Here is a 12,255-nt window from a genome sequence, read left to right as displayed (position 1 = left end):
CGTTAGCTGACTCTAACATGTGTCCGTGGACAATCAACTCCGAGCGCTCGCCGAACCCCATCGGCGGCGGATCCTCGAGCTGGTGCGGGACCGCGAGCTGGCCGCCGGTGAAATCGCGGCCCACTTCGACGTCACCCGCCCGGCCATCTCCCAGCACCTGACCGTGCTGAAGGAGGCTGGCCTGATCGTCGAGCGGCGCGACGGCGCCCGGCGGCTGTACCTGGCGGAGCCGAGCGGGCTGGCAGGCCTGAAGAAATTCGTCGACAGGTTCTGGACGACGAGCCTGGCCAGGCTGGCCGAGGAGGCGGCGGCCGAGGTCGGTCGCGGCGAATCCACGGACCGCGCACGATGACCGTCACGGGCGATCGGGTCGAGCACGAGATCAGCATCGCGGCGCCACCCGACGTGGTGTTCAACTTCTTCACCGATCCGGAGCGGCACAAGCTCTGGTTGGGCCGGGAGGCGTTCCTGGATCCCCGACCGGGCGGCCTCTACCGCTGTATCGTCAACGACACGGCCACCGTGCGAGGCGAGTACGTCGTCGTCGACCCGCCGTACCGGCTCGTCTTCACCTGGGGCTTCGAAGGGGACGCGGTCGTGCCACCGGGAACCAGCACAGTCAGTATCGACCTGCACCCCGATGGCGACGGCACCCGGCTCCGCCTGGTCCACACCGGTCTCCCCCACCCGATGCTGGCTCCGCACGACCAGGGCTGGAGCGGCTACCTCACCCAACTCCGAACCGCGAGCCTTACGAACCGATGACGGTAGGCGCCGCAGGGCTCGCTTCGGCACTACCGTCAGAGGAAACCGAGGAGCTGATCCGGATGCGTACCATCGCGATGCTTGCCGCCTGCGGACTGGTGCTGGCCGGCTGCGGCAGTGATTCCGGCGCGGGGTCGGCGCCGGCGTCATCGCCGACGGCCTCGTCGTCAGCGCAGCCGTCACCTGATGCCACCACGCCGCCGGGCGGTACACCGACCTCGCCGGCAGACACCTCCGCTCCGCCGCGGACCGGGACCGGGATCAAGACTGCTGCCAGTGATTTCGGTCCGATGCTGTTCGACACGACTGGCCAGGCGATCTACTTGTTCGACAAGGAAACGTCCTCGGCCCCGGCCTGCTACAGCGCCTGCGCCGTGGCTTGGCCACCGGTGTTGACGGACGGCTCGCCCACGGCCGCCGGCGAGGTGAAGCAGTCCCTCCTCGGCACGACGAAGCGAACCGACGGCAGCACTCAGGTGACGTACGGCGGTCACCCGCTCTACTACTACGCGCACGAGGGCAAGAACGAGGTGAAGTGTCACAACATCACGGGGTTCGGCGGCTTGTGGCTGGTCGTCACACCGTCCGGCGACGCAGCCCCAGCCTGACCGGCCAACGATGACAGTCGACGAGGTGCTGGCCGCCCACCGCGGCGCGGGACGGGAGTTCACGGCGGCCGGCGAGGCGAGCTTCGTCCTCGATCAAGGGCCGTCCGGCGGGGAGGCAGTCGTCTGCCTGCACGGCGTGCCGACGTCCTCCTTCCTCTACCGTGGGGTGCTGCACGAGCTGGCGCTGCGTGGGCTGCGCGGGATCGCGTTCGACCTGCCCGGCCTGGGTCTGGCCGCGCGACCGGATGACTTCGACTACTCGTGGACCGGGCTCGGGAGCTGGGCGACCGCGGCGCTCGACGCACTCGGGCTTGACCGGGTTCATCTCGTAGTGCACGACATCGGCGGACCCGTCGGATTCGAGATCGCGGCCGCGGTGCCGGACCGGATCCGCTCCATCCTGTTGCTGAACACGATCGTTGCCGTCGACACCTTCCGCCGTCCCTGGGTGATGGAACCCTTCGCGCACCGCCTGCTCGGTGAGGCGTGGCTGGCGTCGGCCCGCGTGCCGATCGTGTTCCGCGCGCTGATGCGCACGATCGGCGTCGGCCCCGACGTACCGGCGGAAGACCTGGACGCACACCTGCGGCTGCTTCTCGGTGAGGATTCGGGCCGCGCCTTCCTGCGAATCATGCGGTCGTTCGAGCGAACCGTCGAGAAGCGGCGGCTGTACGAAGGTGCCCTCCGCTCCGGCGCGTATCCAGTGGGACTGCTTTGGGGCAGCAAAGATCCAGCCCTGCCACTGCGCTCGTACGGCGTACAAGCTCGCCTCGCGGCCCGGCTCGACGACATCCCCACCGTCCCAGGCAAACATTTTCTGCAGGAGGACTTCCCGGCGGAGATAGCGGCCGCCGTCGCGAAGCTAGCCAGGTAAGCCGAAGACGGCGAACAGCGCGGGGTCGGGGAAGCCCGTGATGGTGGCGATCCGGCCGTCGTCGACTGTGAGCGCCATCAGCCCGAACGGAGAAGGCTCGCCGGTCTCGTCGCGCATCCAGGCTGCTACGGCGGGGCCGCCGTTCGCGCGGGTGAGTTGGAGGCGGATGTGGTCGAGGTGGCCGTCAGCCGGCACGGTGGCGAAGAAGTCGATGATCGCGGTCCGGCCGCGGAACTCGGCCCGCTCCGGCGGCATCCGCAGGATGGCATCCTCGCGGAGAAGCGCGGCCAGGGCCTCGAAGTCGCACCGATGCCAGCACGTCATGAAGCGTTCGGCGACCTCCCGGTCCCGTTCGTCCAGGGAACGACGCCCGCCCGGCGACGGCAGCGTGGCGCGGGCTCGCTGCAACGAACTGTTGACCGCCGCCACTGTGGTGTCGAGCAGCTCGGCGACTTCCGCGGCCGGCCAGCCGAGGACGTCACGCAGGATGAGCGTTGCGCGCTGCGTTGCGGGCAGGCTTTGCAAGGCAGCGACGAACGCGAGCGCAACCGACTCCCGGCGCTCGGCGACCGCAGCCGGATCGGCGTCCACACTGGGCAACTGGTCGAGCAGTTGATCGGGGTACGGCGTCAGATAGGGCACGTCGCTCAGACCGGCTGGTACCCGGTTCCGTGCCGTGATCATGTTCAGGCAGGTCGTGGTGGCGATGCGATACAGCCAATGACGCAACGGCGCGCGACCCTCGAAAAGGTCGAGACGACGCCAAGCGCGCAGCATCGTCTCCTGGGTGGCCTCCTCCGCATCGTGGTACGAACCGAGCATCCGGTAGCAGTGCAGGTGCAGTGCCCGGCGATGGTCGGTCACCAGCGCATCGAAGGCGCCGAGATCACCGGCCCTTGCCGCCTCCAGCAGGGTTGCCTCGCTCCCGTGGGCAGACGCGATCGACCTCACGGATGTCATCGTAAGTCGGCCCCCCGACAGTTTTCGCCGGCACCGATGAGTTGGCCCGCCGCCCGTTGTCATACGGGATGCAGGGCCGACCAGCGGCCCGGACGAAGGAGGTTCCGATGCCACACCTCACCGACAGGATCGAGATCAACGCCTCGCCGGACGCCGTTTGGGCCATCCTCGGCGACCTCGCCGCCACCCCGGCCTGGCTCCCCGGCACCGTGTCCGCCCAGGTCGACAACGGCACCCGGATCTGCACGATGGCCGACGGCTCGCAGGTCCACGAGCAGATCGACAACTACTCCGCCGAAACCCGCAGCTACGCCTGGAAACACCTCCAGGTGCGCCTACCGGTCCGTGACTCCCACGGCAAGTTCACCGTCGTCCCCAACCCAGCCGGCCACACGACCGTTGTCCTCGACACCTGGTTCGAACCCCTGCAGGAACCCGACGAGGTCACGCCCATGATCCAAACCGCCTTCCGCCAGTCCCTGGAATCCCTCCGCCGCTTCATCGAACAGGGAACCCGCTGGAACGACTAACCTCGGTAGGTCTCGGTGATCAGGGCTACCGCGTCCTGTACTGCGGGGTGGGGGTCGTGGCGGGGCCAGATGGCTCGGACTGGGACTGGTGGGGCGTCGGTGAGGGGGCGGAAGACCACGCCTGTGCGGCCGTACTGGGTGGCGGTGCTTTCCGGGGTGAGGCCCACGACGCCGCCGGCCGCGATCCGGGCGAGCCAGTCGTCCACGTCTGCGATGTACTCGAGTGACGGTTGGCTTCCCGTCGGCCAGAGTTCGGCTGTTGTGGTCCCGGTACGACGATCCACCAGGACGGTCCGGGCTCGGATCTCGTCCAGCTTCACCGATCGGCGGCGGGCCCACGGGTCGTCGGCCGCGAGCGCGATGTGCCGTCGTTCCAGGCCGACCACGGTAGCGGCGAAGTGCTTCTCGTCCACCGAGGTGCGGACCACGGCGAGATCGCATGCGCCTTCGGCCAATCCACCGGTCGGGGTGTTCGTGCGGACCAGGAGGAGTTCCACGTCAGGACGGCGTACGGCCCAGCGTCGTTGGAACGCGGTCGTGTGCCGTCCAAGGGCCGACCACGCATGACCGAGCCGTAGCCGCGAATGTCCCGACGTCGCCTCGCGGACGAGATCATCGAGTTCGTCCAGCAGATGGCGGGCCCGCAGTACGAGTTGGGCACCGGTCGGGGTCAGGACGACGCTCCGGCTGGTTCGATGCAGGACCCGTACGCCGAGGGCCCGCTCGAGGCTCGCCAGGGTGCGCGACACCGCGGCCTGGGACATGCCGAGGTCGATCGCGGCGTCGGTGAAGGTGCCGGCGTCCACGATCGCGATCAGGCAGCGCAGGTGCCGGAGCTCGACATCCATGCGTCCAGCGTATAGCTGGGCCGTTCGATGCATTATGCGTATTGCTTGCGCAGGCACATCCTGCCGGTATGAGTGTCGTCACTGCTCCTGCTCCAGCCGCCGGCCGACGTACCGGTCGGCTCAGCGGCGTCCCGTTGATGCTGGCAAGCGCAGCGTCGAACCAGGTCGGCGCGGCAACCGGCGCGCTCGCCTTCGGTTCGATCGGCCCGGCCGGTGTCGTCGCCATCCGGCAATGGGTCGCCGCAGCGGTCCTGATGAGCGTCACCCGCCCACGGCTCCGCAGCTTCACGCGGCACCAGTGGATCCCTGTCCTGGCGCTCGCCGGCATCTACGCCACGATGAACCTCACGCTCTACACAGCCGTCGACCGGATCGGGCTCGGACTGGCCGTGACGCTGGAGTTCCTCGGCCCGCTCGCCGTTGCGCTGACCACCTCGCGACGCCGGATCGACCTGATCTGTGCCGTGTTCGCAGGTGCCGCGGTGATCGTCCTGATGCGCCCGCAACCCACAACCGACTACCTGGGCCTCGCCCTGGGACTGGTCGCGGCCGCCTGCTGGGCCGGTTACATCCTCCTGAACCGCACGGTCGGAGCCCGCCTGCCCTCGGCCCAAGGCGCAGCGGCGGCCTCGCTGGTCTCCGCCGTCATGTATCTGCCGGTCGGCCTGTGGATCCTGCTGCACCAAGCACCGGCAGCGCAGTACATCCTCTACGCGGCAGCAGCGGGCATCATGTCCTCGGCCATACCGTTCCTGGTCGACCTGATCGCCCTCCGAACCATCCCCGCCGGCTTCTTCGGCCTCTTCATGAGCGTCCACCCACTCCTCGCCGTCCTGGTCGGCTGGCTGATGCTCGGCCAGGCCCCGGACCTCGTCGAGTGGATCGCGATCTCCGCCATCGTCACCGCCAACGTCGTCAGCGTCAGGAGCCGGTTGCGAGGTCCTTGTCGACCCGGTTCCTGAGGCGGTGGCCGGCACCGGTGAGGACGAGGGCGGTCGCCTGGGGTGTGGACGGTTTCAGCAGGCAGCGGAAGCGAACGTCCTGCTTCAACAGCAGGTTCACCACGTCGCCTTCATTCGCGTCGGCGCCCGGCCAGGTGATCACCACGTTGCGCGTGTCCTTGACGAGGCGCCGGCACACCGACTGGACCGAACCGACCAGCACGGCCACCGGTACGACGTACAGAAGAAGCAACGCGAACACCACCGCGGTCGCAAGCGCGGATCGCCAGACCCAGCTCGACTGGTCGGGCCAGAGCCAGAGGACTCCGGCCGCGATGACCGCGTAGACCGTCCCGTAGATCACCGACCAGGTCGCCGCGACCCCGCTCGAGTGGTTGACGTCGCGGGTCTGATAGCTGACCCCGGCTGGGCTGCGGAACTCGACCCAGGATCGCAACCGCCGGCCGGTCCAGTAACCGACGGCCCAACCGGCCACGACGAGGACGACAGCGACCGCGACGATCCAGCCATGCTCGGTCCGCCACTGGAGCGCATGATCGTCGATCCACACCACGATGCGAACCAGGATGTAGACGACCGCCGCAACGGCAGCGAGCCAGACGATGGTCCACGCACTCCAGACCCAACCCGCCGCCAGCCGCCAGCGGATCTTCTGCCGAACCGACAGCCCTTCCATGACGACCTGGTCCCCGAAGTACCGCCGTACCCGCTTGTCCAAGACCCGGTACGCCGTTGCGATCGGGCTGCTCACCTGCGACGGAAGGCTGCCCAGCAACATCAACGCGAGGACGAGCGCGACGATCGTCCCGGCGACCCCAAGTGCGCGATCACTACCGGCATCGCCATTCCGCCAGCCGTCGACGGCGAACCCGACCAACGGGATGACCGGTGTCAGCAGGACCACACTGTGCAGCAACGTTCCGGTACGCAGAGCCGCGAACCCGAACGCGGTCAGAACCGCGCCGACCCCGATCGCCGTGGCTGGTCCGGCCGCCCAGCCGTCGACCCCACCCACCAGAGACAACGCCAGCAGCAACCCGCCAAGGGCCAACGTCAGCAGGGCCAGGAACCGCATGATCGCGCCGCCTGCCGCGAGTCCGAGAACGGTCCAGTACGGCACCATCATGCCGCCGCGAAGTGTCCGGGTGACCGGCTTGATCGCGTCCAGGCCCGATCGGTTGCTGTCGGCAACTGTGACGGCAACGCTGGCCGCCGTTGCCGCGGTACGGATCAGCTGATCGCTGCGCGCCTCCTCCTCGAGCGGTTCCCGGCCGATTCCGGCTCGGTCGAATGCCTGCAAGGCCCTCGATCCCAGCTCAGCCTCGTCGGCCGACAACGGATCCGAGTCCTCCGGATCCGCAGTACCGTCCAGCTCTGTCAGCAGGGCGGAGTACTGGGTGAGGAAGAGTTCGCCTTTGGAGGAAGGGTTCGCGCGATCGCTCCGGTCGGCCGCGACGGCGGCGGCGATGGTCGGCAGTTCCTCGACGGCGACCCGCAGGTGCACGGCCCACGCGGCGATCGCGGCCAGGTTCGGCAGGCTGGCGGGCAGATCCGGTCCGTCCAGTGCGTACACGGGCTTGAGCTCACGGATCGCGTCCTCCCGTAGTTCGAGCACTTCCGCCGGCGCCGACGTACCGAACAACTCTTGGACGAGCGTGTCGACGAACTGAGCCGCCGTCTCCGGGGTTTCGCTGGGCCTGCTCTGGAGGGCTCGCCGGCGTAGCCGCTCGGGCGACAGGATGATCTGGCACAACATGGTCGCCGCGTCCATCCGCCCCCAGGTCCAGTCGTTCATCCGCCAGGACCGCTTGAGGAATCCACCGAAGCGGTTCAGCGACATCCCGCCGACCTTGTCCTCCAGCGTGATCGACTGCTTGGCGAAGCGGTTCTCGGTCTGCAACGAGATCTGCACCAGATCCACCGGGTGACTGCTGCCGGTCGAGGAGTCGTCGGCGAGGGTCCACGCGGCCACGTGCAACCAGAGCAACCGGGTCAGAACCCTTCTGCGGTTGACCTCCCCGTGGGCGGTGAGGTCGGCGAACAGGGTCTGCCACGGCTTCAGCCCAGCCGATCGGGCGATCCGTTCATCGCTGACGGCCTTCAACGGCGGGATGGCTCCGGCCACGGCTTTGACGATCTCGTCAACAGCCTCGGTGGCAGCTTGACCGGTATTGGCGAACGTCACCTCGTCGCGGAGCTTCTGCAGAGCCGACTCGACCTGCTCCGACATCGGGTGCTTGGCGCCTTGGTCCTGCGACAGCACGTCGGTCAGCACCGCGGACTCGGCCGACGCGACCGCGCGGTCCTCGTTGATCATCGCTCGGGCATAGTGCGCCAGCCGCAACGTCCACATTTTCGCCCCGGGCTGCAGAGCGCTGAGAACGGGATCCTCTGTCCATGGCTTGTCCATCCGGTCGCGAACGGTATGGAGGTCGGCTCGCGCCTTGCTGACGGTCCAGCGGGCCTTGGCGAGCTCGGCGCAGGTGTGCTCATCGGAATTGACGCTGATCAGCCGGTGCAGCAGGTCCAGCGCCTCGTCCGCGACGTCGAGCGCGGCCGTGACACCCCAGCCCCAGTACGGCGTACCCGGGCTGACCACACTGTCTTCGGTCGGCAGCTCGCGCGGTACGTACGGCAGGCTCTCGTCGGCGGCGGCCAGCCACTTGCGCTGCGCGGTTTCGACGGCACCCCTGATCCGGCGGTACGACCAGTCCGCCGGCGGCTCGACCCGAGCGGCGAGATCGCGCGCCGCCCGTCGGACCCGCTGCTTGCGGTACTGCCCGTACACGCACTGGGCAAGTCTCTTGAGCTCATCGGGTTCCTTCAAACCCTCCAGGATGTCCAGCCGGGTGCCACGCCGCGCCGATGCGGCCTGGTTGTGCTTCTCGATCTCGTCGACGAAGGTCCGGTTGCCCTGACTCAGCAGGGCGCCCAGCAAACCACCCATCGCCCCGGCGACCGTCGGCGGATCGTCGGCGCGATCAGCCGGGTCCGGGCGGTTGACCGGCGCATGCGGATAGACGAGCAGCATGACGCGCTGGACCACACCTCCGGCCGGCATCCGGGCGACGGCGTCGAGCGCGGCCTGCGTCGGGGTGTTCGCGAGCAACCCACCGTCGACGGCGTACCTCGACCGGTCGGGAGGTATGGCCTCGGCCGGGCCGGCGGTGCGCCAGGACACGTATCGGCCGAGATCCGGTCGCTGCTTCGGGTCGGACAGATCGACGTGGTGGCCGTTGGACGGTTCGGTCAGGCCGTCCGGTCCGCGAGCCGGTACGAAACACGGCTCGAACGCCAGCGGGAAACCGGCCGTGCACCGGGCCGCGATCGCCAACCCGGCGGCGATGTCCTGATCAGCGGCTGGTTCGAAGTCGTCCTGGTCGCCTTCGCGTTTGAAGGTGAAGTAGCCCTGGTGCAGCATCTGCGGGAGCTGCTGGCCGAGGGAGTCGACGGACACCGTCCGCGCCCCATGCAGCAACGTCGTGGTGATGATCAGTTCGACCGGCCGCTCGGCCGTGGACCTGCTCTCCCACGGCTTGCAGAGTTGTTTCATCGCCTCGTACAGCTTGGGCAGGAAGTAGTCGTCACCACGCAGCAACGACGCCGGCGAACCCCGGAACGGCCGCTGCAGCAGGGAATCCATCCGGCCCTGCTCGGACCACAGATCGCGCATCGCCGCGACCTTCGCGTCCTGGTTGGCCTGACCGAGGGCGAGCGCGGCGCCGTTGATCCCGCCGGCCGACGTACCGGCGATGACATCCGCACGGGCCTGGCTGTTCAGCAAGGACAGCAGCCGGCCGTACGGACCCTCCTCGCGGGTCACCCGGTCGATCTCGCGGACCACGCCGCCCATCCAGACGGCGAGACTGACGCCGCCGTTGAGGACGACGGCGAAGCGGATCTCTTCCTTCGCCGCACCGTGTCCGTTGACAGCCGGTTGCTCTGGCACGTTTTGTTCTGGCACGTTCATCGAATCCCCCTGGCCGATTCGGCGTCCCACCCCTGGACCGCCGTCAGCCTTGCGCTGGATGGTACTCCTCGCGTCACGCTCCGTCACGTGCTCAGCTCCGCCGGTGGATTGGTACTACTGTTCGGTCAGCGCTTTGCCAGAGGAGGCGGGATGGTCGAGGTTGGGCAGGTCGCCGGGCTGCGGAGTCGGTGGGTGCCGGTGGCCGCGTTCGCCTTGGTGGGTGCCGCAACGCAACTGGTCTGGCTGAACTTCGCCGGGGTCACGACGGTCGCCGCCGAACGGTACGGCGTCTCGGAGAACGCGATCGGCTGGCTCGCCCAGGTCTTCCCACTCCTGTACGTCGTCCTCGCGATCCCGGCCGGTCTGGTGCTGGACCGCTGGTTCCGCAGTGGCCTGATCGTCGGTGCCGTGCTGACCGCGTTGGGCGCTTTGCTGAGGTTGATCGGCGACGATTACAGCTGGCTGCTCATCGGTCAGCTCGTCGCGTCGGTGGCTCAGCCCCTGGTGCTGAACGCGGTCACCGGGATCACGGGCCGATACCTCGTGGAGAAGGACCGGGCCACCGGGATCGCGGTCGGGACGGCCAGCATCTTCGCGGGGATGGTTCTTGCTTTCGTGCTCTCGGCTGTCTTTCCTGCTTCTGCGGATCTGCCGGTCGTGCTCAGGCTGTCCGCGATCTTCTCGGTGGTCGCGGCGGTTGTCGTGATCGTTGCCCTGCGCAAGCGAGGCTCGTTTCGGGTGGAGCGCGGCCGGCCCGATCGGAGTGCGCTGAAGGTGGCCTGGGGTGATCCGCTGATCCGCCGGTTGTGCGTGCTGGCGATCTTCCCGTTCGGGGTTTTCGTTGCCCTGACCACCTTTGCGCAGGCGCTCCTCGAACCGGCCGGGGTGAGCGGTGGTACCGCGAGCACGATCCTGCTGGTGAACGTGGTCGCCGGGGTGGTGGGCAGTGCGGTGATCCCGGTGCTCGTCGTACGACGGCACGCGGAGTCGGCGCTGCTCGTGATCAGTCTGGCGGGGACCGCGTTGGCATGTGTCGCGCTGGCTGTCGAACCGGGGGTGGTGGTCGGGTTCGTGGCGATCACGCTGATCGGGTTCTTGTTGCTGCCCGCTCTGCCGATCGTGTTGGAGCTGGTCGAACGCCGCACAGGCGAAGCCGACGGAACGGGTGCCGGCTTGATCTGGATGGCAGGCAACCTCGGCGGCCTCCTCGTCGCAACAGCAGTCGGCTTGCTGGTGGACCACCCACTGCCCGCGTTCTTGGTGATGGCGGCGGTCGCCCTGATCGCCGTACCAGGAGCACGCGCGTTGCGAAGCCCTATCGCCTCCCTCTGAGGAGTGCGATGGCAGTGGCGGCCGTTGCGAGCAGACCGCCGACTCCGGCCACGACGAACGTGACACGCGCGTCGGTCTGTTGGAGTAGGAGGCCGCCGAAGACGTACGAAACCCCTGCTGCCAGGCCGATCGCGCCGTACAGGTTGCCGAACACGCGACCGAGCATGCCCGCCGGTACGACGCGTTGAAGGTGCGTGTTGATCGCCACGTCGAGTGCTGCGATCCCGATGCCGCGGATCGTCTGAAGCGCGAGGGCGGCCCAGATGGCCCATGCGAGTCCGGTTGCGAGGTTGCCCAGGCTGCTCACGGCGAACCCGATCACAATCAGCACCGGCATCTTCACGCGCGGGGCGAATCGGGTGAGCAACGCGTACCCGACGACCAGGCCGATGCCGACCCCGGCGTACAGGGCGGCCGCCGCGGAATCGCCGCCATGCAACTCGTCCTTGGCCAGGAACACCATCGCGACATCGTCCACCCCGCTGAACGCGACCACCGCGAAGAACCCGAGCCCGATCACGCGAACCGCCTTCGTCCGCCAGATGTACCCGAGGCCCGCCTTTGCGTTGCTCAGCAGCGAAGCGTCCCTGTGCTCAGGAGCAGGCGGCAGGGAGGGAGTCGGCTTAGCAGGACGGCCGATACTGCGAAGGTCGCGGCGTCGATCAACAGGATCCCGCGGACGTCCAGCACCAGGAAGAGGACCGCGGCCACCAACGGCCCGATCGCCTCCAGCCCGTTGGTCCCCGCACCGAGCGTCGAGTTGGCGGTCTCCAGATCCTTGTCCTCGACCAACGCCGGTACGGCGCTCCGCGAGCCGGCCTGGAACACCTGCGCCACGATGCTCCAGACCGCCACCAAGACCAGCAGCACCGGCAACGGCGGCAACGTGAACGCCATCACCGCGACCAGCACCCCCTGCGCCAGCTCGCACCCCACCATCACCCTGCGCAGATCGAACCGATCCCCGATCGCCCCCGCAACCGCCCCGAACAACCCCGGCGTGAAGTCCCCCGCCAGCAACAGCAACGCCACCGCCAACGCGGCCCCCGTCGCCGCCTCGACATACAACAACAACGCCACCAAACCCAGCGAGTCCCCCAGAAACGACACCGACCGAGCCACAAACAAGCTCCGGAACGCCCCGTTCCCCCGCACGAGCCCCGCCGCGCCCACACCCCACCCCCTCCCTCGCCCGGCCGTCCCCCGAATCCTCTACCATGGACCGGCACGCGGGGCCGCGCTCCGCACGCACCAGCCGACGTGGCGCAATTGGTAGCGCACCGCTCTTGTAAAGCGGTGGTTAGGGGTTCGAGTCCCCTCGTCGGCTCCACCACCTGCAAATATGCCCATCAAGGCATGCTCTTGAGGGGTCCAACTGGCCGCTTACTGACCGCTTCGGGGTCTGA

12 protein-coding genes and 1 tRNA gene are annotated in these 12,255 nt (G+C 68.3%); 8 read left to right on the top strand and 5 right to left on the bottom strand.

From position 1 onward, the window contains the following. Positions 1-25: 25 nt before the first annotated feature. The 4 genes from EV643_RS32755 to EV643_RS32740 all read left to right on the top strand — a co-directional run bounded on the left by EV643_RS32755 (position 26) and on the right by EV643_RS32740 (position 2,247). Positions 26-352, top strand: coding sequence for a metalloregulator ArsR/SmtB family transcription factor (locus tag EV643_RS32755; protein WP_133804064.1), 327 nt, complete (start codon positions 26-28; stop codon positions 350-352). Next, positions 349-765: an SRPBCC family protein gene (locus EV643_RS32750; protein WP_133804063.1), complete on the top strand. Its 417-nt coding sequence runs from the start codon at positions 349-351 to the stop codon at positions 763-765. The genes EV643_RS32755 and EV643_RS32750 overlap by 4 nt, the downstream gene beginning before the upstream one ends. A 62-nt stretch (positions 766-827) precedes the next feature. After that, the gene (locus EV643_RS45105; protein WP_133804062.1) at positions 828-1,373 is read left to right on the top strand and encodes a COG4315 family predicted lipoprotein; all 546 of its coding nucleotides are present in this window, start codon (positions 828-830) and stop codon (positions 1,371-1,373) included. Positions 1,374-1,383: 10 nt separating this feature from the next. Beyond that, positions 1,384-2,247 (top strand): alpha/beta fold hydrolase, encoded by an 864-nt coding sequence (locus EV643_RS32740; protein ID WP_133804061.1) that lies wholly within the window; start codon positions 1,384-1,386, stop codon positions 2,245-2,247. On the opposite strand, the gene EV643_RS32735 is transcribed toward EV643_RS32740, so the two are convergent. Beyond that, a complete protein-coding gene (locus EV643_RS32735; RefSeq protein ID WP_202869869.1) occupies positions 2,236-3,198 on the bottom strand; it encodes an RNA polymerase subunit sigma-70 in 963 nt (320 codons plus the stop codon). The two genes, EV643_RS32740 and EV643_RS32735, sit on opposite strands and share 12 nt — an antisense overlap. A 116-nt stretch (positions 3,199-3,314) precedes the next feature. On the opposite strand from EV643_RS32735, the gene EV643_RS32730 reads away from it, so the two are divergent. Beyond that, positions 3,315-3,737 carry an SRPBCC family protein gene (locus EV643_RS32730; protein ID WP_166665665.1) on the top strand — a complete coding sequence of 141 codons (423 nt, stop codon included), beginning with the start codon at positions 3,315-3,317 and terminating at the stop codon, positions 3,735-3,737. Here the strand turns inward: EV643_RS32730 and EV643_RS32725 are convergent. Beyond that, positions 3,734-4,585, bottom strand: a complete 852-nt coding sequence (locus EV643_RS32725) for a LysR family transcriptional regulator (protein ID WP_133804058.1) — start codon at positions 4,583-4,585, stop codon at positions 3,734-3,736. The genes EV643_RS32730 and EV643_RS32725 overlap by 4 nt on opposite strands. Before the next feature lie 68 nt (positions 4,586-4,653). Here EV643_RS32725 and EV643_RS32720 point away from each other — a divergent pair, with 68 nt between their 5' ends. Then, on the top strand, positions 4,654-5,547 hold the full coding sequence (locus EV643_RS32720; protein ID WP_133804057.1) for an EamA family transporter: 894 nt from the start codon (positions 4,654-4,656) through the stop codon (positions 5,545-5,547). Here the strand turns inward: EV643_RS32720 and EV643_RS32715 are convergent. After that, on the bottom strand, positions 5,507-9,517 hold the full coding sequence (locus EV643_RS32715; protein WP_133804056.1) for a patatin-like protein: 4,011 nt from the start codon (positions 9,515-9,517) through the stop codon (positions 5,507-5,509). The two genes, EV643_RS32720 and EV643_RS32715, sit on opposite strands and share 41 nt — an antisense overlap. A gap of 150 nt (positions 9,518-9,667) precedes the next feature. Here EV643_RS32715 and EV643_RS32710 point away from each other — a divergent pair, with 150 nt between their 5' ends. Next, positions 9,668-10,849 (top strand): MFS transporter, encoded by a 1,182-nt coding sequence (locus EV643_RS32710; protein ID WP_133804055.1) that lies wholly within the window; start codon positions 9,668-9,670, stop codon positions 10,847-10,849. Here EV643_RS32710 and EV643_RS45100 read toward each other — a convergent pair. Both EV643_RS45100 and EV643_RS45095 read right to left on the bottom strand, forming a co-directional pair. Next, the gene (locus tag EV643_RS45100) at positions 10,833-11,369 is read right to left on the bottom strand and encodes an MFS transporter (RefSeq protein WP_202869868.1); all 537 of its coding nucleotides are present in this window, start codon (positions 11,367-11,369) and stop codon (positions 10,833-10,835) included. The genes EV643_RS32710 and EV643_RS45100 overlap by 17 nt on opposite strands. 50 nt (positions 11,370-11,419) lie before the next feature. Beyond that, complete coding sequence (locus EV643_RS45095) at positions 11,420-11,959, bottom strand: MFS transporter (RefSeq protein ID WP_202869867.1); 540 nt, start codon at positions 11,957-11,959, stop codon at positions 11,420-11,422. 144 nt (positions 11,960-12,103) lie between these two features. Here EV643_RS45095 and EV643_RS32700 point away from each other — a divergent pair. Then, positions 12,104-12,179: transfer RNA gene (locus EV643_RS32700), tRNA-Thr, on the top strand. Positions 12,180-12,255 lie beyond the last annotated feature (76 nt).

Origin of the sequence: Kribbella caucasensis (genome assembly GCF_004361855.1) — a bacterium.
GTDB lineage: Bacteria > Actinomycetota > Actinomycetes > Propionibacteriales > Kribbellaceae > Kribbella > Kribbella caucasensis.
Note: the sequence above shows the minus strand (reverse complement) of the source record. Positions and strands in the feature narration are given on the sequence as shown.